Below are 20,297 nucleotides of genomic sequence, written 5' to 3' on the forward strand. Positions count from 1 at the left end.
TTCTACGGACATACGCGCGGTACTCCTTCGTCGGGGGACGCCCGGGCCGGGAGCTGCACTCCGAACGGGCGGGCCGGTTTGTGCTGATGCGCCGGTCAGCCTAGTGGCGCAGCGACACGCGCGACGCGGCGTGCCGCAGGGCAAGACCGGACCCCCGCACGTAGTCTCGCTCGCGTGACACCAGCCGGTTCAGGGCCCGCTCCACCGGAGTTCCTGCGCGCACTGCGATCGCTCCGTGACGTGCAGCTGCGCCCCGAGATCCGCCTCGAGGAGGTGCCCGGTCCGGCGCGCATCGCGCCCTGGACGGCGGCCCTCACGGCCGAGGTGCGCGCGAGCCGGCGCGACCCCGACGCGGTGGAGCTGGCCTCCGGGCGCTTCGTGGTGCTGCACGACCCCGAGGGCCAGGAGGCGTGGCACGGGACGTTCCGCCTCGTGACCCTCGTGCGCGCGACGCTCGAGCCCGAGGTCGGCGCCGACCCGATGCTCGCGGAGGTCGCCTGGAGCTGGTTCGCGGACGCGCTCGCGAGCGCCGGGCTCGACGCCCACGCCGCCGGCGGGACCGTGACCCGCGTGCTGTCGCAGAGTTTCGGGGCGCTCGACGAGCGGCCCGAGCAGGTCGAGCTCGAGGTGCGCGCGAGCTGGACGGCCCGGGACGAGGACCTCGGTCCGCACCTGCGCGCATGGGGCACGCTGCTGTGCACGACCGCGGGTCTCCCGCCACTCCCTGCGGGCGTCGTCCCGCTCCCGAGGCGTCGATGACGCCGCGCCGGAACAAGTAGCCCCGCAGAACCGCTCAAGGTCGGGGATGGTGCGGCCGATGGTCTTGTACGTGCCGGAAACATCCCCGGGGAGACCTACGTGAGCATCGAGCCGTTGCGCCGCACCGCGCCCACCCTGCGGGGTGTGCAGCCGCGTGCCGGAGAGCGCGCACCCCTCGTCAGCGCCGACCGCGCTGCCGGCGCGCCCGCCCAGCGGCGCGCCATCGGCCAGATGTGCGTGGTCGTGTCCGACCTCGCCGACGGGGACGGGCAGGTGCTCGTGCGCAACCTGCGCCGGCGCGGGTCCGGCCGGGTCATCCTGCTGGCGCGGCGAGCGAGCAGGCGTGAGCTCGTCGGCCTCCTCGCGGGAGGCCTGCGCGGCGCCGTCGCGTCCGAGGCGCACACGACGCTGAGCCAGGTCCCGCCGCCCTCGACCTTCGTGCGCGACCGCCCCGAGCTGACCGCGCGCGAGCTCGGCGTGCTCAAGCTCGTCGCGGACGGGTGCAGCAACCGGCGGATCGGCGAGCTGCTCGGCCTGTCGGCCCTGACGGTCAAGAGCCACCTCGCGCGCATCTCCCGCAAGCTCGGCACGGGCGACCGTGCCGCGCTCGTCGCGATCTCAATCCGCACGGGCCTGCTCGACTGAGAGCACGCCCGCACGCGCCCGCCCCCGCGGCGGTGCCGTGAGCGACCCCACACCACCTCGGCCCCGTCCGGCTGCGCGCGCCAGCGCGGCGGCGGGCCGCCGAACCCCTACGGTGGAGGTCATGCTTCCCGATCGACCGTCCGGCGACCCTGTGGTTCAGGTCCCCGCCGACGACGCCGTCGACGTGGCCGTGCCCGAGGCACCGGTCGTCGTCGCACTCACCGAACCCCGCGAGGGCGTCCCCCCGGTCGTCGAGACCCCGGAGGAGCTCGCGCGCGTCGTGGCGCTCTTCGAGGCCGGCACCGGGCCGGTCGCGGTCGACGCCGAGCGGGCCTCCGGGTACCGCTACGGCCAGCGGACGTACCTCGTGCAGGTGCGCCGCGAGGGTGCGGGCACCGCGCTCATCGACCCGATCGCGCTGCCGGACCTGTCGTCGCTGTCCCGCGCGCTCGTCGGCGTCGAGTGGGTGCTGCACGCCGCCTCGCAGGACCTGCCGGGGCTCGCCGAGCAGGGCATGACCCCGACCCGCAACTTCGACACCGAGCTCGGTGCCCGCCTGCTCGGCCTCGAGCGCGTCGGCCTGGCGGCCGTCGTGGCGGAGCTGCTCGGGCTGGGCCTGGCGAAGGAGCACTCGGCGGTCGACTGGTCGACGCGCCCGCTGCCGGGCGAGTGGCTGAGGTACGCGGCGCTCGACGTCGAGGTGCTCGTCGAGCTGCGGGCGGTCCTCGCCGAGCGGCTGGCCGTCGCGGGCAAGGCCGAGTGGGCCGCGCAGGAGTTCGAGGCCGTGCGCCTCGCTCCCCCGCCGCCGCCGCGCGTCGAGCCGTGGCGCCGCGTCTCGGGCCTGCACGCGGTGCGCGACGCCCGGCGGCTGGCCGTCGTCCGCTCGCTGTGGACCACCCGCGACGACAACGCGCGCCAGCGCGACATCTCCCCCGGCCGGGTGCTGCCCGACCACGCGATCGTCGCAGCAGCGCAGGCGCTCCCCCGGTCGGTCCCGCAGCTCGTCGCGCTGCCGTCGTTCTCGGGCAAGGGCACCCGGCGGCGCGCCGCGCTGTGGCAGCACGCGATCGACGAGGCCCTGGCGCTGCCGGAGTCCGAGCTGCCCTCGGTGCGCGGTCCCAAGAGCGACGCACCCCCGCCGCCGCGCGCGTGGGCCGACCGGGACCCCGCGGCCGCCGCCCGCCTCACCGCGGCGCGCGACGTGATGACGGCGCTCTCGGCCGAGGTCGACGTCCCCGCGGAGAACCTGCTGCAGCCGGACCTGCTGCGCCGCCTGTGCTGGTCGCCGCCCCCGACGCTCGACGCGGCGGCGGTCGCCGACGCCCTGCGCTCCGGCGGCGCGCGCGAGTGGCAGGTCGACCTCGCGGTCCCGCGGCTCGCGGCGGCGTTCGCGACAGCCACCGCCTGACCTCCCGCGGCGGGGACGCGATGTTACTGTTCGGTAACTTGGCTGACGCGGGACGGACGTCCCGGTAACGTCGGCCCTCGCCGGCCCGCCTGGGTCGGCAGGACACCGTCGTCCCGCCTGGAGGTCCGATGCCGCGCGCATCCGCCCGGTCCGTCCGTCCCGTCGTCTTCGTCGAGGGTGTGCGCACGCCGTTCGGCCGCGCCCGCCCCGACGGCCTCTACGCGCACACCCGCGCCGACGACCTCGCCGTCAAGACGGTCCGGGAGCTCCTGCGCCGCCACCCCGAGCTGCCGCCCGAGCGCATCGACGAGGTCGCCGTCGCGGCCACGACGCAGAGCGGCGACCAGGGCCTGACGCTCGGCCGCACGGTCGGGGTGCTGTCCGGGCTCCCGGAGACCGTCCCCGGCTACGCGATCGACCGCATGTGCGCCGGCGCGATGACCGCCGTCACGACCGTCGCGTCGGGCATCGGCGTCGGCGGGCTCGACGTCGCGCTCGCCGGGGGCGTCGAGCACATGGGCCGGCACCCGATGGGCTTCGACGCCGACCCCAACCCGCGCTTCGTCGCCGAGCGGCTCGTCGCCGCCGACGCGCTCAACATGGGCAACACCGCCGAGAACCTGCACGACCGCTTCCCCGAGCTGACCCGCGAGCGCGCCGACGCGTACGGCGTCGCGAGCCAGGAGAAGTACGCCGCTGCGCTCGCCGCGGGCCAGATCGACCCGGACCTCGTCTACGTGGCGACGCGGGACCCCGAGCGCGGCTGGGGCCTCGCCACGGCCGACGAGCCGCCCCGTCCCGGGACCCGGCTCGAGGACGTCCGCGACCTCAAGACCCCGTTCCGCGCCGGTGGACGGGTGACCGCGGCGACGTCCGCACCGCTGACCGACGGCGCCGCCTCGTGCCTGCTCGCAGCCGAGGACACCGCCGAGGAGCTCGGGCTCGCGGCCCGCATGCGGATGGTCTCGTTCGCCTACGCGGGCGTCGACCCGGCGGTCATGGGCATCGGCCCGGTCCCCGCGACGCAGCGCGCGCTCGCCCGGGCCGGCCTGACGATCGACGACATCGGGCTGTTCGAGGTCAACGAGGCCTTCGCGGTCCAGGTGCTCGCGTTCCTCGACGCGTTCGGGATCGCCGACGACGACCCGCGCGTCAACCCGTACGGCGGCGCGATCGCCGTCGGCCACCCGCTCGCGTCGTCGGGCGTGCGCCTCATGACCCAGCTCGCCCGCCAGTTCGCCGAGCAGCCCGACGTCCGCTACGGCCTCACGACGATGTGCGTCGGCCTCGGCCAGGGCGGCACCGTGATCTGGGAGAACCCGCACCACCCCGAGTACGACGGGGTGCGTCCCGCCGCCACGACGACCTCCGGGAGCGCCCGATGAGCACCCCCACGACCGAGAACGCCCTCCGCTCCGAGCGCGTGACGCACGCGCTCGTCCGCGACGTGACGCTCCCCCGCGGTGCCGGCACGCTCGCGCTCGTCACGCTCGACAACGGCTTCGACCACACGAAGCCGACGACGCTCGGCCCGGGCGGGCTCACCGAGCTCCAGGCCGCGCTGCGCACCCAGCAGGCGCGCGCCGCGGCGGGCGACATCGTCGCGGTGGCCGTGACCGGCGAGCCGTACTACCTCGCCGCCGGCGCCGACCTCACGCTCGTCTCGACGCTGAGCGACCCCGCCGACGCGCGGATGATCGCCGAGCTCGGTCACGCGACGTACCGGCTGCTCGGCGAGATGGGCGTGCCGACGTTCGCCTACGTCAACGGCGCGGCGCTCGGCGGCGGGCTCGAGGTCGCGCTCGCGTGCACCTACCGGACCGTCGCGTCCGACGTGACGGCGCTCGCGCTGCCCGAGGTGTTCCTCGGGCTGGTCCCCGGCTGGGGCGGCTGCTACCACCTGCCGCACCTCGTCGGGGTCCGGCGTGCGCTCGAGCTCATCGTCACGCGCCCGCTCGCGAACAACCGCATGACGAAGGCGGCGGAGGCGCTCGAGCTGGGCGTGGCCGACGCGCTGTTCGACGCGGCCGACTTCCTCGAGCAGTCGCTGTCCTGGACCGCCGACGTGCTCGCGGGCCGCGTCGTGCCGGAGCGGCGCGAGATCGAGAGCCAGGAGGAGTGGGACGCGGTCGTGGCCGGCGCCCGCGCCCAGCTCGACGCGCGCCTGCACGGCGCCAAGCAGTCCCCGTACCGCGCGCTCGACCTCGTCGCGGCAGCCCGCACCGCCGATCGGGACCAGGCGTTCACGGCCGAGGACGACGCGCTCGCCGAGCTCATCATGTCCGACGAGCTCCGCGCCGGTCTCTACGCGTTCGACCTGACGACCCGGCGCGCCCGCAAGCCCGAGGGTGCCCCGGCGCCCGAGCTCGCACGCCCCGTGCGGTCGGTCGGCATCGTCGGCGCCGGGCTCATGGCCGGGCAGCTCGCGGTGCTCGTGGCGCGCCGCCTGCGTGTGCCCGTGGTCATGCGCGAGGTGTCCGACGAGCGCGTCGAGGCCGGGCTCGCGGGGATCCGCCGGCTCGTCGAGGGCCAGGCCGCCAAGGGCCGCATCACGGCCGACGAGGCCAACCGGGTGCTCGCGTCGATCTCGGTCAGCACGGACCTGGCGACGCTCGCCGGCGCCGACCTCGTGATCGAGGCGGTCACCGAGGTGATGAGCCTGAAGCAGCGCGTGTTCGCCGAGCTCGAGGACATCATCGCGGACGACGCGGTGCTCGCGACGAACACCTCGGCGCTGTCAGTGACCGAGATGTCGGCGCACCTGCGCCACCCCGAGCGGGTCGTGGGGATCCACTTCTTCAACCCCGTCGCGCAGATGCCGCTCATCGAGGTCGTCCGGACGGGCGCCTCGACCGACCAGGCGGTGGCGACCGCGTTCGCGCTGGCCAAGGGCCTCGGCAAGACCGCCGTCGGCGTCGCGGACCGTCCGGGCTTCGTGGTCAACCGGCTGCTGCTACGGATGCTCGCGGAGGTCGCCGGGGCGGTCGAGGGCGGCACGCCGGTGCAGGTCGCCGACGTCGCGCTGCGTCCGCTCGGGCTGCCCATGGGGCCGTTCGCGCTCATCCAGCTCGTCGGGCTGCCCGTCGCGCTGCACGTGCTCGAGTCGCTGCACGCCGACCTGGGCGACCGCTACCCGCTGTCCCCCGGGCTCTCGCGGCTCGCCGAGGCCGGGCGCCGTGTGGTGCCCGAGCCCGACGGCCGCGGGAGCGAGCACGCGGTCGACCCCGCGATCCAGGACGCCTTCCCGGCCGTCGGCGCCGCGGGTGCGCTCGACGAGCAGGGCGTGCGCGACGCGGTGCTCGCGGGCCTCGCCCAGGAGATCGGGCTCATGCTCGACGAGGGCGTCGTGGCCACGCCCGAGCAGATCGACCTGTGCATGGTGCTCGGTGCGGGCTGGCCGTTCCACCTCGGCGGCATCACGCCCTACCTCGACCGCACGGGCTGGTCCGAGCGGGCCGCAGGGCGCCGGTTCCTGCCGCCCGGCCGCGCGGACGTGCCCGCGCAGGTGGCGGCGCAGGTCTGACGCCCGACGTGCGGGGGTGGGTGGCGTGCCCCGCCACCCACCCCCGCACCGTCCGGTCAGGGCTGCGCGTCGAGCCGCTCGAGCACGTCGGCGGGCAGCTCGACGTCCGCGGCGCGGATGTTCTGCTCGTACTGCTCCCACGTCCGCACGCCCGTGATCGCCGACATCCGCGGCGCGCGCTGCGCGAGGATCCACGCGAGCACGAGCTGGTTCGGCGTGCAGCCGACCTCCGCGGCGAGCTCGTGCACGAGCGCCCGGCGGGCGGCGTTCGCGGGCGCGTCGAAGAACCGGTGCTGCCAGTTCGTCGCCCACTTCGCGTCGTCGTCGTACGAGCCGCGCAGCGTCGGGGTGTACGCGAACAGGGTCACGTCGTCGTTCGCGCGCAGGTAGTCGAGCTGCTCGTCGTCGACGATCGACGCGTGGTCCAGGCCCGCGGTCCGGTGCAGGTAGGTGTGCTGCTGCTGCAGCGCGACCGGGACCGTCCAGCCGTTCGCGGCGGCGGTCGCCCGGACCCGCTCGAGCCGCCACGCGCGCACGTTGGACCAGCCGAGGTGGCGGACCTTGCCCTCGACGACGAAGGAGTGCAGGACCTCGAGGGTCTCCTCGAGCGGGGTCGAGCGGTCGTCGACGTGCACGTAGTACAGCTCGACGTGGTCGGTCTGCAGCCGGCGCAGGCTGCCCTCGAGCGCGTCCCGCAGCGTCTGCGCGCCGGCGCCCTCGTAGCGCGACTGCGCGAGCGCGCTGTCGGGCTCGTCGCTCCCGTCGCGCCACACGCCGTCGAGGTCGCGGATGCGGGCGCTCCCCTTCGTGGCGAGGAACACGTCGTCGCGGCGGCCGGTGCGGGCGAACCAGCGCCCGAGCACCTCCTCGCTCTCGTCGCCGGTGTACTGCGGCCCGCTCCACCACGAGTAGCAGTTGGCGGTGTCGACGTGCGTGCCGCCGGCGGCCAGGAAGTGGTCGAGCATGCGCTGCGCGGTGGCCTCGTCGGTCGTGGTGCCGAACAGCATCGCGCCGAGCGCCAGCTCGCTGACCTTCTCGCCGGTGCGGCCGATCTCCAGGGTCCTCATGAGCGGGTCCTCTCGGGCGCGGCGCCGGTGACGCCGCGGTAGTAGGTGAGCTTGTTGTCGATGAGCTGCAGGTGCTCGGTGTGGCGGCGCAGGAGCGCGTCGAGCACGTCGCGGTGCCGCTGGAGCACCTCGATGCGGTCGGGGATGGTGTGCTCGCCCGCGCGGGTGAGCTCGGCGAACGCGAGCATGTCGCGGATGCCCATGCCGGTGGCGCGCAGCAGCGTGAGCAGCTGCACCCAGCCGACGTCCCCGTCGTCGTAGGCGCGCCGCCCGCCCGCCGAGCGCGCGACGGGCGCCAGCAGGCCGATGCGCTCGTAGTAGCGGAGCGTGTGCGTCGTGACCCCGGTCTTCTCGGCCACCTCGCCGATCGCGAGTCGGTTCGTCATGGCCGTCACGCTAGGAGTTCGAGCGCACTCGAAGTCAAGGAACTCGTACGCAGCCGCTCCCGCCGGCCCGGATGGTGCGCGCAGCACCCGGCCTGCGGGGCTCAGTACCGCTGGGCGTACCGCGTCGGGCTCTCGCCGAACATCGCGCGGAAGTCCCGGGTCAGGTGCGCCTGGTCCGCGTACCCGAGCTCGTCGGCGAGCGCGGCCCACCGCACCTGCGCGCCGGCGTCGAGGCGCTCGGTGACCTCGCGGAGCCGGTGCAGGCGGATGACCCACTTGGGCCCGGCGCCGACGTACTCGGCGAACAGGCGCTGCACGTGCCGCGTGCTGAGCGACAGGTGCGCGGCGAGGTCGCGGACGGTCGTCAGCCCGGGATCGGTCGCGACGGCCGCCACCGCGTCGGCGGCGAGGGCCGAGCGCGGGTCGGGCGCCGGCAGGACCGACCGCAGGAACCCCGCCAGCGCGTCGGCGTGCCGCACGTCGGGGACGTCCCGGTGCAGGACGTCGGCCGCGTCGACCGTGGTGTCCGTGAGGGTCGAGACCGCGCGGCCGAGCAGCGGCCGGAACCAGCCGGGCCGGAACGCGACGCCGAGCACCGAGCCGCGGCCCTCCAGGGTCCGGTGCTGGTGCGTGGTCGCGATGCCCGTGACGGTCGCTCGCCCGGACCGGAACGTGAGGTGCACGTTCGGGGTGGGGACCACGAGCTGCCGGTACGGCTCGGCGTAGTCCCAGGTGACGGCCCAGAAGCGCTCGACCCACGGCGCGAGGTCCGCCGGCACGGGCGGGAGCTCGTGCCGCTGGTGCGTCCGCCACGCACCGCCGACCTCGCGCGCGTCCCTGGTCACGGCGTCGAGCGTAGGTCGCATTCGTTCAAGACGGCACGGCACGCGACCTGGTGGGCTGGGGTCATGTCGAACCCCGATCTCCTCGCCCGCGCCGCGGAGCCGCTGCTGCGGCTCGTCCCGACCGTCCCAGCCGACCGGCTCGGCGCTCCGACGCCGTGCAGCGCGTGGGACGTGCGCGCCCTCGTCGAGCACCTGCTGCTCTGGGCGCCGGCCCTGGAGGCGGCCGGGCGCAAGGCGGCCGCACCGGCCGCGTCCGCGACCGTGGCCGACCTGCCGCCGGGCGGCTGGGCGGACGAGCTCGTTGCGCGCGTCCGCCGGGCCGTCGACGCGTGGAGCCGCCCGGACGCGTGGGAGGGCGACACCGCGCTCGACGGCTACACGCTCCCGGCGGGCGTCGTGGGCGGGATGCTCGTGGGTGAGCTCGTCGTGCACGGGTGGGACCTCGCGCGCGCGACCGGGCACCGGGTGGACTGGGACGACGACGTCCTGACGTACCTGCACGGCGAGGTGGCCTACAGCGCGCAGACCGGGCGCGAGATGGGCGTGTACGGCCCCGAGCGGACCGTCCCGGCATCGGCCTCGGTCCTCGACCGCACGCTCGCCCTCACCGGTCGCGACCCGGCGTGGATCCCCGCGGCGGTCAGTACGTCGTGAGGCCCTGGGCGCGGAACTGCTCGCGCACGCGGGCGACCAGCTCGGGCGACGGCGCCGGGGTCTCGTCGAGCTCGTAGCGCATCCCCAGGGCGTCCCACTTGTCGCGGCCCATCTGGTGGAAGGGCAGGACCTCGACGCGGGTGACCGTCGAGAGGCTCGCGACGTACGCGGCGACCCTCTCGACGTTCTCGACGTCGTCGGTCAGACCGGGAACGAGCACGAACCGGACCCAGATCTCGGTGCCGCGGGCGGCCAGGCGGCAGCCGAAGTCGAGCGTCGGGGCCAGCTCGCGGCCCGTGACCCGCTTGTACGTCTCCTCGTCGCCCGACTTCACGTCGAGCAGCACGAGGTCGAGGTCGTCGAGCATCGCGTCGGTGCAGTGGGCCCCGAGGTACCCGGACGTGTCGATCGCCGTGTGGATGCCGAGCTCCTTCGCGCCGCGCAGGACGCGGGCGACGAACGCCGGCTGCATGAGCGGCTCGCCGCCGGAGATCGTCAGCCCGCCGCCCGTGACCTCGAAGATCGGGCGGTAGCGGCGGATCCGGCCCAGGAGCTCGTCGGCGGTGATCGGCTCGCCGCGGCGCATCTCCATGGTGTCGGGGTTGTGGCAGTAGAGGCACCGCAGCGGGCAGCCCGACAGGAACGTGGTCAGCCGCGTCCCCGGGCCGTCGACCGCGGTGACGAGCTCCCACGAGTGCAGCGAGCCGAGCTCCCCGGCCCGCATCTGCGCGAACCGCTCGACGCGGTCCGCCTCGCTCACGTCGAGCCCCGCGGTCCCGGCGGTCGACCGGTGGTTCGAGCCGCCCACGAGCGGCACGCCGAGCTCGACGACCGGGGCACCGACCTCGTCGGCCTCACGCTGTGCGGCTGTCGCGTTCATGGCCGGCTCCTGTCGGTGTCGCGGGGGTGTCGTGCGGGGTCCTGCCGTGCTGCCGTGCTGCCGTGTGCCCCCGGCGGACCGTGCCGAGCGCCGCACGGGCGCCCGGCACGGCCGTTCCCCGGGGGTACGGGGGTCAGAGTCCGCCGTGGAAGGTCCGCGAGAGCACGTCGAGCTGCTGCTCCCGGGTCAGGCGGACGAAGTTCACGGCGTAGCCGGAGACCCGGATGGTCAGCTGCGGGTACTTCTCCGGGTGCTCCATGGCGTCCTCGAGCGTGTCGCGGTTGAGGACGTTGATGTTGACGTGGAACCCGGCCGAGACCGTGTACCCGTCGAGCAGGCCGACCAGGTTCGCGACCTGCTCGTCCTTGGTCCGGCCGAGGCCCGAGGGCACGACCGTCGAGGTCAGGGAGATGCCGTCCATCGCCTCGGAGTACGGCAGCTTGGCGACCGAGAGCGCCGAGGCGAGCATCCCGTGCGAGTCGCGACCGTTCATCGGGTTGGCCCCGGGGGCGAACGGCTCGCCCAGGCGGCGGCCGTCCGGGGTGTTGCCCGTCGACTTGCCGTAGACGACGTTCGAGGTGATGGTCAGCACCGACTGCGTGTGCAGCGAGCTCCGGTAGGTCTTCTGCGCGCGGATCTTCTCCATGAAGTCGCGCACGATCTCGACCGCGATGTCGTCGGCACGGTCGTCGTCGTTGCCGTACGTCGGGAAGTCGCCCTCCGTGACGTAGTCGACGACCAGGCCGGTCTCGTCGCGCACCGGGCGCACCGTGGCGTACTTGATCGCCGACAGCGAGTCCGCCACGACCGACAGGCCCGCGATGCCGCACGCCATGGTCCGCAGGATCGACCGGTCGTGCAGCGCCATCTCCAGGCGCTCGTAGGCGTACTTGTCGTGCATGTAGTGCACGCAGTTGAGCGCGTCGACGTACGTCTCGGCGAGCCAGTCCATCAGGCTGTCGAAGCGCGCCCGGACGTCGTCGTAGTCGAGCACGTCGCCGTCGACCGGCGCGGTGACCGGGGCGACCTGCTTGCCGCTGACCTCGTCGCGCCCGCCGTTGATCGAGTAGAGCAGCGACTTCGCGACGTTCACGCGGGCGCCGAAGAACTGCATCTGCTTGCCGACCCGCATCGCGGAGACGCAGCAGGCGATCGCGGAGTCGTCGCCCCACGCGCCGCGGATGAGCTCGTCGGACTCGTACTGGATCGCGGACGTGTCGATCGAGACCTGCGCGCAGAACGCCTTGAACCCGGCCGGCAGGCGGTTGCTCCACAGCACCGTGAGGTTCGGCTCGGGGGCCGGGCCCAGGTTGTAGAGGGTCTGCAGGAACCGGAACGAGTTCTTCGTGACGAGCGGGCGCCCGTCCTCGCCGATGCCGCCGATCGACTCGGTGACCCACGTCGGGTCGCCCGAGAACAGCGCGTCGTACTCCGGCGTGCGCAGGAAGCGCACGATGCGGAGCTTGATGACGAGGTCGTCGATCAGCTCCTGCGCCTCGGACTCGGTGATGCGGCCGGCCTCGAGGTCGCGCTGGAGGTACACGTCGAGGAACGTCGAGGTGCGGCCCAGCGACATCGCGGCGCCGTTCTGCTCCTTGACCGCGCCGAGGTAGGCGAAGTAGAGCCACTGCACGGCCTCGCGGGCGGTGGCGGCGGGGCGCGAGATGTCGTAGCCGTAGGAGGCGGCCATGACCTTGAGCTCGGTGAGCGCGCGGATCTGCTCCGCGTTCTCCTCGCGGTCGCGGATGACGTCCTCGACCGAGCGCTCCATGTCGAGCTCGTGACGCTCGATCTTCTTCGCGGCGATCAGGCCGTCGACCCCGTAGAGCGCGACGCGGCGGTAGTCGCCGATGATGCGGCCGCGGCCGTACGCGTCGGGCAGGCCCGTGATGATGTGGCTCGAGCGCGCGGCCCGGACGTTCGGCGGGTACACGTCGAAGACGCCGGCGTTGTGCGTCTTGCGGTACTCGGTGAAGATCCGCTTGATGTCCTGCGGGATGTCGAAGCCGTACGTCGTCAGCGACGTCTCGACCATGCGCCAGCCGCCGTTGGGGATCATCGCGCGCTTGAGCGGTGCGTCCGTCTGCAGGCCGACGACGAGCTCGTTGTCCTGGTCGATGTAGCCGGCCGGGTGCGACGTGATCGAGCCGGGCGTCGTGTTGTCGATGTCGTAGACGCCGCGCTCGCGCTCGGCGGGGAACATCTCGCTCAGGCGGGCCCAGATCCCGGTGGTGCGCTCGGTCGGTCCGGCGAGGAACGACGCGTCGCCCGTGTACGGGGTGTAGTTGCGCTGAATGAAGTCCCGGACGTCGACGCCGTCCGTCCAGGGGCCGGTGACGAAGCCCTGCCAGGGGCCGGTCTCGTTCTCCGGTCCGTCGATGGTGGAGGGTCCTGGTACGGCGGTGGTGGTCATCTCGGCACTCCTTGGTGTGCGTCTCGTTACCTGCGACGCTACGCACGAAGTGATGGGATGACTCGGGACCTTCGGCCCCACCTCCGTGTGTCCCAGGTCACCGCGCCGGTCGGCCCCCGCCCGGGTCCCCGCGCCACGGAGGCGGACGGACGACGGCCCCGACCGCGTCGTGGCAGGTCGGGGCCGTCGTCTCGTGACCAGAGGTCTGTCCAGCAGCGTTCTCGTCCTCGCCCACCGCGCCCGCTTGTCCTCTTCACGCGCGGCCTGAACCGCCCCCGGCCTGTTGGGGGCTGTCGATGACGTGCCACCTGGTCGGCGTCCGGACACCCCTCACGAGGGGCGCGTGCTCCACCACCAGGACGGTCCGCGCGCCGGGAGTGCTGGTACCCCGGCGTGGACCGCTGAACTGCGGCGCTGCGGCTCTCGCCGCGCGCACCCCCTCCATCGACGAGCCGGGGTCGCTCATGAGGGAAACGACGGGCGTGTTCTCCCGGGAGCCGTCGTGGGCCCAGCGGCGGCGTCAGCAGCGCGCCGCGGCCCCGGTCAGGCGTCCGCGGCGTCACCAGCCGCCGCGGCTGCGGTCAGGCGTCCGCCGCGGCGAGCGCGCCGAGCACGTCGGCCGCGAGGTCCTCGGGCCGCAGGCGCACGGCCTCGACGAGCTGGGCGATGCTCGCGTGCTCGAGGAACTGCGCAGGGATCCCCCGCGCGAGCACCGGGGTCCGGATGCCGGCCTCCGTGACCCGCTGCGCGAGCGTCGCCCCGACGCCGCCCTCGACGACGCCGTCCTCGACGCACAGCGTGAGGTCGTGCTCGCCCACGACCTTGACGAGCGCGCTCGGCACCGGCAGGACCCAGCGCGGGTCCACGATGGTGACCTGCAGGCCCGTCGCGGCGAGCTGCTCGCCGACCTGGACGGCGGTCGTGGCCATCGAGCCGATGCCGACGACGAGGACCCGGGCGCCCGGGCCGGCGTGGCGCGCGAGCACGTCGACGCCCTCGACGGCGTCGATCGCCGGGATGTCGTCGCCCAGGGGGGTCTTCGGGTAGCGCACGACCGTCGGGGCGTCGTCGACGTCGACCGCCGCGCGCAGGGCGGAGCGCAGCGTCGCCTCGTCGCGCGGGGCCGCCAGGCGCAGGCCCGGCACGACGCGCAGCATCGCCATGTCCCACATGCCGTTGTGGCTCGCGCCGTCCTCGCCCGTGAGCCCGGCGCGGTCCAGCACGAACGTCACGCCCGCGCGGTGCAGCGCGACGTCCATGAGCACCTGGTCGAACGCCCGGTTGAGGAACGTCGCGTAGACCGCGACGACGGGGTGCAGGCCCGCGAACGCCATGCCGGCGGCCGACGTCGCGGCGTGCTGCTCGGCGATCCCGACGTCGAACGTGCGCTCGGGGAACTCCGCCTCGAACGGCGCCAGGCCGACGGGGGCGAGCATCGCCGCGGTGATCGCGACGACGTCGGGCCGGCGCCGGCCGATGCGGACCATCTCGTCGGCGAAGACCTTGGTCCAGCTGAACCGGGACGGCGCCACGGGCAGGCCGGTCTCGGGGTGGATGCGCCCGACGGCGTGGAAGCGGTCGGCGACGTCCTGCTCGGCCGGGCTGTAGCCGCGGCCCTTCTCCGTGATGACGTGCACGATGACGGGCCCGCCGAACGCCTTGGCCCGCGCGAGCGCGCGCTCGACCGCGGCGACGTCGTGCCCGTCGACCGGGCCGACGTACTTCAGGCCGAGGTCCTCGAACATGCCCTGGGGCGCGACGACGTCCTTGATGCCCTTCTTCAGCCCGTGCAGCGCGTCGTACGCCAGCCGCCCGGGCGCGCCCGACCGGCGCAGCGTGCGCTTGCCCCACGAGAGGACCGCTTCGTAGCCGTTGGTGACGCGCAGCGTGTCGAGGTGGTGCGCGAGGCCGCCGATCGTCGGCGCGTACGAGCGCCCGTTGTCGTTGACCACGATCACGAGGCGGCGGTCGCGGCCGGCCGCGATGTTGTTCAGGGCCTCCCACGCCATGCCGCCGGTGAGCGCGCCGTCGCCGATGACCGCGACGACGTGCCGGTCGCTGCGCCCGCGCAGCTCGTGCGCCTTCGCGATGCCGTCGGCCCAGCTCAGCGCGGTCGACGCGTGGGAGTTCTCGACGACGTCGTGCGGGGACTCGGCGCGGCTCGGGTAGCCGGACATCCCGCCGCGCGTGCGCAGGTCGGAGAAGTCCTGGCGGCCCGTCAGCAGCTTGTGCACGTACGCCTGGTGGCCCGTGTCGAAGACGACCGAGTCGCGCGGGGAGTCGAAGACCCGGTGCAGCGCGATCGACAGCTCGACGACGCCGAGGTTGGGCCCCAAATGTCCGCCCGTCCGGGACACCGACGCGACGAGGAAGTCGCGGATCTCGGCCGCCAGCGCGACGAGCTCCCGCTCGCTCAGCCGGCGCAGGTCCGACGGCGAGCTGATCCGGTCCAGCAGGGCCACAGGCACTCCCCTCGTGCGGCGTGAGGCCGCTCCGTGCGGACGCCGTGGTCGACTGTCCAGTGTACGGCCGCGGTGCCGGACGGGTGCTGCGGACGGCCCGTCTCCTCAGGACGCCCACAGGGTCGTCACGCCCGGTCCCCGCGGCGCCGCCCGTACGCTGGACGCATGCGCTTCCTGCCCGGCCACGCCGTCACGTCCGACCTCACCTACGGCGACGTCTTCCTCGTCCCCTCGGCGTCCGACGTGACCTCGCGGTTCGACGTCGACCTGTCCTCGAGCGACGGGACCGGCACGACGGTCCCGGTCGTCGTCGCCAACATGACCGCGGTCGCGGGCCGGCGCATGGCCGAGACGGTCGCGCGGCGCGGGGGCCTCACCGTGATCCCGCAGGACCAGCCCACCGACGTCGTCGCGGACATCGTGGCCTCGGTCAAGTCGCGGCACCCGGTCGTCGAGTCGGCGGTCGAGGTCGCACCGCACGACACCGTGCACTCCGCGCTCACGCTCATCGGCAAGCGCGCGCACGGCGCGGCGGTCGTCGTCGCGGACGGCCGTCCGGTCGGGGTCGTGACCGCCGCCGACTGCTCGGGGGTCGACCAGTTCACCCAGGTCGCCGAGGTCATGTCGGGCGACCCCACCGTCGTCTCGCTCGACGTGCTCACGCAGGCCGGCGCGCGCGGGCTCGAGGCGGCGTTCGACACGCTGCACACCTCCCGTCGCCGCTTCTCCCCCGTGGTCGACGGCGACCGCCTCGTCGGCGTGCTGACCCGCACCGGCGCGCTGCGCTCCTCGATCTACGCCCCGGCGCTCGACGCCGAGGGCCGCCTGCGCGTCGCGGCCGCCGTCGGCATCAACGGGGACGTCAAGGCCAAGACCGCCGAGCTGCTCGAGGCCGGCATCGACGTGCTCGTCGTCGACACCGCGCACGGCCACCAGCGCAAGATGCTCGACGCGCTCGAGGCCGTGCGCGCGCTCGACCCGCAGGTGCCCGTCGTGGCGGGCAACGTCGTGACCGCCGCCGGGGTGCGCGACCTCGTCGCCGCGGGCGCCGACATCGTCAAGGTCGGCGTCGGCCCGGGCGCCATGTGCACGACGCGCATGATGACCGCGGTGGGCCGCCCGCAGTTCTCCGCGGTGCTCGAGTGCGCCGAGGAGGCCCGCCGGCTCGGCAAGCACGTGTGGGCGGACGGCGGCGTCCGGCACCCCCGCGACGTCGCGCTCGCGCTCGCGGCCGGTGCGTCGCAGGTCATGGTCGGCTCCTGGTTCGCGGGCACGCACGAGTCGCCCGGCGACCTGCACGACGACGGCACGGGCCGGCTGTACAAGGAGAGCTTCGGGATGGCGTCGGCGCGCGCCGTGGCCGCCCGCACGCGCGACGGGTCGCCGTTCGAGCGGGCCCGCAAGGCGCTGTTCGAGGAGGGCATCTCGCACTCGCGGATGTACCTCGACCCGCACCGCCCGGGCGTCGAGGACCTGCTCGACCACATCACGTCGGGCGTGCGCTCGGCGTGCACCTACGTCGGGGCGCGCACGCTCGCCGAGCTCGCCGAGCGGGCCGTCGTCGGCGTGCAGTCCGCGGCCGGCTACGACGAGGGACGGCCGCTGCCCGAGAGCTGGTGACGCGCGGGCGCACCGGGGCCAGGAGCGTCGGCCCGCCGCCGTCGGCGGCACCGTCCTCGTCCGCGGCACCGGCGGGGTCGTCAGACGCGCCGGTACACCGTGATCAGGGTGTGGTCCTTGGTGGGGCCGGAGACGTCCCAGCGCACGCGCCACTCGTCGGGCGACACCACCGTGAAGGTGCCGGCGTAGTCGTCCGCAGCGCACGGGTGGTGCGCCGACCAGCGTCCGGGCCGCAGGTCGAGGTCGTGGAACTCCCGGCCGTCCGCGAACGTCACGCGCGCCGAGCCGTCGGCTGCGGGGTGCAGGTGCAGCGTGCGCCCCGCGGGCCCGACGACCCCGCCCCACGCGAGCTCGCCCTGCTCGGCGTGCTCGACGACCCGCGCACCGCCGGGGGCGTCGCCGGGCAGGTCCCGGAACACCGCGGTCCCGCGGAACGTGCCCGCGACGCCGGCCCGGTGGTCGACGAGCTCGCGGTCCACGTGCCAGGTCCCGAGCAGGTAGGCGACGGTGTCGTGCAGCATCGGGCCATCGTGCCGCACCGGGCTAGGGTCGAGCGGTGAGCACCTCCCGCGTCGACGAGCCGGACGGCGCCCCGCGCAGCGTCCGGGACGAGCTCGCCGCGCTGTGCACCCGCACGGACACCTGGCCCCGCGTGCCCTGGCACCGCACGCTCGATCCCGCGACGGCGCGCCGCTCGGCCGTCCTGGTGCTGTTCGGGGTGCTCGACAGCGTCCCCGCGCACGCGCGCGCGGCGGCGGTCCCGCGGGACGTCGACGTGCTGCTCACGCGGCGCTCGGACACCGTGGGCCACCACCCCGGGCAGGTCTCCTTCCCGGGCGGCGGCATCGACCCCGGCGACGACGGCCCGGTCGGCGCGGCGTTGCGGGAGGCCCGCGAGGAGACCGGGCTCGACCCGTCCGGCGTCGAGGTGCTGGGGTCGCTCCCCGCGCTGCCCGTCGCGGTCAGCAACAACCTCGTCACCCCGGTGCTCGCGTGGTGGGCACGCCCATCCGCGGTCGCCGCCGCGGACCCCGCCGAGACGGTGCACGTGTTCCGCGTGCCCGTCGCCGACCTGCTCGACCCCGCGCTGCGCCGCACGTCGACCCTCACGCGCGGCGGGACGACGTACCGCGGACCGGCGTTCCTCGTCGACGGGCACGTCGTGTGGGGCTTCACCGCGCACGTGCTCGACGGGCTGTTCGACGCCCTGGGCTGGACGCAGCCCTGGGACGCCGCCCGGACCGTCGCGATCGCCACCTGAGCCGGCCGTGGCCGACCGCCCGGCAGCGGACGTCGACGTCTCGGTCGACCTCGTGCGCGCCCTCCTGCGCGACCAGCACCCCGACCTCGCGGACCTTCCGCTGCGGGTCGTGGCGAGCGGCTGGGACAACGTCGTCCTGCGGCTGGGCGACCGCCTCGCCGTCCGGGTCCCGCGGCGGCCCGAGGCCGTCCCGCTGGTGCTGCACGAGCAGCGGTGGCTCCCCGAGCTCGCGCGCCGGCTCGACGTCGCGACACCTGTCCCGGTCCGGGTCGGCGTCCCGTCGGACCTGCTCGGGCGGCCGTGGAGCGTCGTGCCGTGGTTCCCCGGGGTGCTCGCCTCGGGGGTGCCGCCCGAGCGGCGCGGGCCGGTGGTCGCGCCGCTCGCCCGGTTCCTCGCCGCGCTGCACCTGCCCGCGCCGGCGGGCGCTCCGGCCAACCCCGTGCGGGGCGTCCCGCTGCGCACCCGGGACACCGCGGTCCGCGAACGCCTCGCGACGGGGCTCGTGCCGCGGGCCGACGAGGTGACGCCGCTGTGGGCCGCAGCGGTCGCGGCGCCGCCGTGGGCCCGGCCCGCGAGCTGGGTGCACGGCGACCTGCACCCGGCCAACCTCCTGGTCACGGCGCAGCACGACCTCGCGGCGGTGCTCGACTTCGGCGACCTCACCGCGGGTGACCCCGCGACCGACCTGGCGACCGCGTGGCTCACCTTCACCGGCCCGGCCCGGGCGGAGCTGCGCGCGCTCCTCGACGCGACGGGCCGCTACGACGACGCGACATGGGTCCGCGCGCGCGGCTGGGCGCTGTGCATGGCGACGGCGCTGCTCGTCACGTCCGACGACGACGCGCACCTCGCCGCGATCGGCGCGCACGCGCTGCACGGGGCGCTCGACGACCCTGCCTGAGCCCGGACCCGGCGTCGGACCCGCATCCTAGGGTGCCGGGGTGAGCACCGACATGCCCGGCAGCGACCCGACCCCGTCGACCCCCACCGCCGCGACCGCCCGCCGGTGGGGGCTCCTCGGGGTCCCGACCAGCGCGGCGGCGCACGGGCCAGGGCTCGAGAAGGCGCCCGCGGCGCTCCGGGAGGCCGGTCTCGTCGAGGCGCTGACGGACGCCGGGCTCGCGGTGTCCGACCACGGCGACCGCCCGACGGCCCGGTGGCGCAGCGCCCGGGCACCCGGGCGTCCGAACGACGTGGACGGCGCCGTCGCGGTCCTGCGGGACGCCGTCCCCGCGATCGAGGCCGTCCTGGCGTCCGGGGAGCTGCCGCTCGTGGTCGGCGGGGACTGCACGCTGGCCGTCGCCCTCGTGGACGCCGCCGTGCGCACGTTCGGCGACGTCGGGCTCGTCTACGTCGACGGCGGGCAGGACCTCATGGTCCCGACCGAGCACCCGGACGAGCCGATCCTCGACGGCATGGGGGTCGCGCACCTGCTCGACCTGCCGGGCACCGTCGACGAGCTCGCGGGCCTGGGGGTGCGCCGCCCGCTGCTGACCGCCGAGCACGTGTGCTTCTACGGCTACGCCGACGCGGAGGAGGACACCCACGGCCGCGTGCCGAGCCTGCGGCTGCCCGCGGACGTCGTGACCGCGGACCCGGTCGGGAGCGCACGCGGGGCGGCCCGGGCGGTGCTGGGCGGGCGGGAGCGCTTCGTCGTGCACGTCGACGTGGACGTCCTCGACTTCTTCCTGCTGCCCGCAGCCGACGTCCCGTCGTTCGGGCGCGGCCTGACGCCGGCCACGCTCGCCGCAGCGCTCGCGGTGCTCGTCGCCGAGCCGGGCTTCGCGGGGCTGACGTTCGTCGAGCACAACCCCGACCACGGCGCGGCGGACGGCTCCACGACACGCGCGCTCGTCGAGCTGCTCAGGCAGGCTCTGGCGCCGCGCTGACGTCCTGCGTCCCGTCCTGCCAGCACCGCCCGAGCAGGACCGTGAGGACCTCCTCGTCGACGTCCGCGACGCGCTTGAGGTAGAGGCAGCCCTTGCCGGTGCTGTGCGGGCCGAGCCGGTCCAGCAGGTCCGCGTAGTCCTCGAAGCCGTTCCACAGGTAGATCGTCAGCGCGGTCTTCCGCGCGGCGGCCGCGAGCACGGGCATGTCGCCCTCGCGCCCGGTCGCGTAGCGGTAGTGCCGGGTGCCGAACCCGACGATCGAGCTGCCCCACATCACGGGCGGCTCCCCCGTGATCTGGTGCATGAGACCGAGGACCGTGCGCAGGTCCGCGCGCCTGGTCTCGTCCTCGACGCCGGTGACGAACGCCTCCACGTCCGCGTCGGTCGCGACGGTCTTGTTGCTGCTGTCAGAGCTGGCCATGCCCCGAGTGTGCCGCGCCCGCCCCTCCCCGGCCAGGGTCCGCGCCGCGGAGCGGCGCGGCGAG

18 protein-coding genes are annotated in these 20,297 nt (G+C 74.9%); 10 read left to right on the plus strand and 8 right to left on the minus strand.

The window, feature by feature from the left end; all coding sequences use genetic code 11:
* The first annotated feature begins 174 nt into the window (after positions 1-174).
* The 5 genes from CCE01nite_RS19655 to CCE01nite_RS19675 all read left to right on the plus strand — a co-directional run bounded on the left by CCE01nite_RS19655 (position 175) and on the right by CCE01nite_RS19675 (position 6,335).
* Positions 175-759: a DUF3000 domain-containing protein gene (locus tag CCE01nite_RS19655; protein WP_034627900.1), complete on the plus strand. Its 585-nt coding sequence runs from the start codon at positions 175-177 to the stop codon at positions 757-759.
* Between the two features lie 99 nt (positions 760-858).
* Complete coding sequence (locus CCE01nite_RS19660) at positions 859-1,404, plus strand: helix-turn-helix transcriptional regulator (RefSeq protein WP_246056772.1); 546 nt, start codon at positions 859-861, stop codon at positions 1,402-1,404.
* 121 nt (positions 1,405-1,525) lie between these two features.
* Entirely contained in the window at positions 1,526-2,812 is a 1,287-nt protein-coding gene (locus tag CCE01nite_RS19665) for an HRDC domain-containing protein (protein WP_084142577.1), read from the plus strand.
* Between the two features lie 128 nt (positions 2,813-2,940).
* Entirely contained in the window at positions 2,941-4,197 is a 1,257-nt protein-coding gene (locus CCE01nite_RS19670) for a thiolase family protein (protein ID WP_034627897.1), read from the plus strand.
* Positions 4,194-6,335: a 3-hydroxyacyl-CoA dehydrogenase NAD-binding domain-containing protein gene (locus CCE01nite_RS19675; RefSeq protein WP_034627895.1), complete on the plus strand. Its 2,142-nt coding sequence runs from the start codon at positions 4,194-4,196 to the stop codon at positions 6,333-6,335. Before CCE01nite_RS19670 ends, CCE01nite_RS19675 begins: the two co-directional genes overlap by 4 nt.
* Positions 6,336-6,391: 56 nt before the next feature.
* On the opposite strand, the gene CCE01nite_RS19680 is transcribed toward CCE01nite_RS19675, so the two are convergent.
* The 3 genes from CCE01nite_RS19680 to CCE01nite_RS19690 form a co-directional block, all read right to left on the minus strand.
* Complete coding sequence (locus CCE01nite_RS19680) at positions 6,392-7,402, minus strand: aldo/keto reductase (protein WP_034627891.1); 1,011 nt, start codon at positions 7,400-7,402, stop codon at positions 6,392-6,394.
* On the minus strand, positions 7,399-7,788 hold the full coding sequence (locus tag CCE01nite_RS19685) for a MerR family transcriptional regulator (RefSeq protein ID WP_034627888.1): 390 nt from the start codon (positions 7,786-7,788) through the stop codon (positions 7,399-7,401). The genes CCE01nite_RS19680 and CCE01nite_RS19685 overlap by 4 nt, the downstream gene beginning before the upstream one ends.
* Positions 7,789-7,889: 101 nt before the next feature.
* Complete coding sequence (locus tag CCE01nite_RS19690; protein ID WP_211254537.1) at positions 7,890-8,633, minus strand: AraC family transcriptional regulator; 744 nt, start codon at positions 8,631-8,633, stop codon at positions 7,890-7,892.
* A gap of 63 nt (positions 8,634-8,696) precedes the next feature.
* On the opposite strand from CCE01nite_RS19690, the gene CCE01nite_RS19695 reads away from it, so the two are divergent.
* Entirely contained in the window at positions 8,697-9,287 is a 591-nt protein-coding gene (locus tag CCE01nite_RS19695; RefSeq protein ID WP_052103876.1) for a TIGR03086 family metal-binding protein, read from the plus strand.
* Here CCE01nite_RS19695 and pflA read toward each other — a convergent pair.
* From pflA to dxs, 3 genes are all read right to left on the minus strand, one after another.
* Positions 9,274-10,167: a pyruvate formate-lyase-activating protein gene (pflA, locus tag CCE01nite_RS19700; protein ID WP_034627882.1), complete on the minus strand. Its 894-nt coding sequence runs from the start codon at positions 10,165-10,167 to the stop codon at positions 9,274-9,276. The genes CCE01nite_RS19695 and pflA overlap by 14 nt on opposite strands.
* A gap of 133 nt (positions 10,168-10,300) precedes the next feature.
* Positions 10,301-12,580: a formate C-acetyltransferase gene (gene pflB, locus CCE01nite_RS19705; protein WP_034627877.1), complete on the minus strand. Its 2,280-nt coding sequence runs from the start codon at positions 12,578-12,580 to the stop codon at positions 10,301-10,303.
* A 581-nt stretch (positions 12,581-13,161) separates the two neighbouring features.
* Positions 13,162-15,042, minus strand: a complete 1,881-nt coding sequence (dxs, locus tag CCE01nite_RS19710) for a 1-deoxy-D-xylulose-5-phosphate synthase (protein ID WP_034627869.1) — start codon at positions 15,040-15,042, stop codon at positions 13,162-13,164.
* Between the two features lie 165 nt (positions 15,043-15,207).
* On the opposite strand from dxs, the gene CCE01nite_RS19715 reads away from it, so the two are divergent.
* The gene (locus tag CCE01nite_RS19715; protein ID WP_034627867.1) at positions 15,208-16,662 is read left to right on the plus strand and encodes a GuaB1 family IMP dehydrogenase-related protein; all 1,455 of its coding nucleotides are present in this window, start codon (positions 15,208-15,210) and stop codon (positions 16,660-16,662) included.
* A gap of 80 nt (positions 16,663-16,742) precedes the next feature.
* Here the strand turns inward: CCE01nite_RS19715 and CCE01nite_RS19720 are convergent, their stop codons facing one another.
* Complete coding sequence (locus CCE01nite_RS19720) at positions 16,743-17,183, minus strand: DUF6314 family protein (protein WP_034627866.1); 441 nt, start codon at positions 17,181-17,183, stop codon at positions 16,743-16,745.
* A gap of 35 nt (positions 17,184-17,218) precedes the next feature.
* On the opposite strand from CCE01nite_RS19720, the gene CCE01nite_RS19725 reads away from it, so the two are divergent.
* The 3 genes from CCE01nite_RS19725 to CCE01nite_RS19735 are packed head-to-tail and all read left to right on the plus strand — an operon-like array spanning position 17,219 to position 19,812.
* Complete coding sequence (locus CCE01nite_RS19725) at positions 17,219-17,923, plus strand: NUDIX hydrolase (protein WP_034627864.1); 705 nt, start codon at positions 17,219-17,221, stop codon at positions 17,921-17,923.
* A 7-nt stretch (positions 17,924-17,930) separates the two neighbouring features.
* Positions 17,931-18,824, plus strand: a complete 894-nt coding sequence (locus CCE01nite_RS19730) for an aminoglycoside phosphotransferase family protein (protein ID WP_034627861.1) — start codon at positions 17,931-17,933, stop codon at positions 18,822-18,824.
* Between the two features lie 40 nt (positions 18,825-18,864).
* Positions 18,865-19,812, plus strand: a complete 948-nt coding sequence (locus CCE01nite_RS19735) for an arginase family protein (RefSeq protein WP_246056773.1) — start codon at positions 18,865-18,867, stop codon at positions 19,810-19,812.
* Here CCE01nite_RS19735 and CCE01nite_RS19740 read toward each other — a convergent pair.
* Positions 19,787-20,233, minus strand: coding sequence for a DUF1801 domain-containing protein (locus tag CCE01nite_RS19740; RefSeq protein WP_034627858.1), 447 nt, complete (start codon positions 20,231-20,233; stop codon positions 19,787-19,789). The genes CCE01nite_RS19735 and CCE01nite_RS19740 overlap by 26 nt on opposite strands.
* Positions 20,234-20,297: the final 64 nt, after the last annotated feature.

The sequence above is a fragment of the Cellulomonas cellasea genome, assembly GCF_006538745.1.
Lineage (GTDB): Bacteria > Actinomycetota > Actinomycetes > Actinomycetales > Cellulomonadaceae > Cellulomonas_A > Cellulomonas_A cellasea.

What these genes read in the sequence shown, in the direction of transcription:
- CCE01nite_RS19715 (WP_034627867.1), top strand. Translation starts at nt 15,208, where the DNA reads ATGCGCTTCCTGCCCGGCCACGCCGTCACGTCCGACCTCACCTACGGC.
- pflA (WP_034627882.1), bottom strand. Translation starts at nt 10,167, where the DNA reads ATGAACGCGACAGCCGCACAGCGTGAGGCCGACGAGGTCGGTGCCCCG.
- CCE01nite_RS19680 (WP_034627891.1), bottom strand. Translation starts at nt 7,402, where the DNA reads ATGAGGACCCTGGAGATCGGCCGCACCGGCGAGAAGGTCAGCGAGCTG.
- CCE01nite_RS19665 (WP_084142577.1), top strand. Translation starts at nt 1,526, where the DNA reads ATGCTTCCCGATCGACCGTCCGGCGACCCTGTGGTTCAGGTCCCCGCC.
- CCE01nite_RS19675 (WP_034627895.1), top strand. Translation starts at nt 4,194, where the DNA reads ATGAGCACCCCCACGACCGAGAACGCCCTCCGCTCCGAGCGCGTGACG.
- CCE01nite_RS19670 (WP_034627897.1), top strand. Translation starts at nt 2,941, where the DNA reads ATGCCGCGCGCATCCGCCCGGTCCGTCCGTCCCGTCGTCTTCGTCGAG.
- pflB (WP_034627877.1), bottom strand. Translation starts at nt 12,580, where the DNA reads ATGACCACCACCGCCGTACCAGGACCCTCCACCATCGACGGACCGGAG.
- CCE01nite_RS19720 (WP_034627866.1), bottom strand. Translation starts at nt 17,183, where the DNA reads ATGCTGCACGACACCGTCGCCTACCTGCTCGGGACCTGGCACGTGGAC.
- CCE01nite_RS19685 (WP_034627888.1), bottom strand. Translation starts at nt 7,788, where the DNA reads ATGACGAACCGACTCGCGATCGGCGAGGTGGCCGAGAAGACCGGGGTC.
- CCE01nite_RS19695 (WP_052103876.1), top strand. Translation starts at nt 8,697, where the DNA reads ATGTCGAACCCCGATCTCCTCGCCCGCGCCGCGGAGCCGCTGCTGCGG.
- CCE01nite_RS19740 (WP_034627858.1), bottom strand. Translation starts at nt 20,233, where the DNA reads ATGGCCAGCTCTGACAGCAGCAACAAGACCGTCGCGACCGACGCGGAC.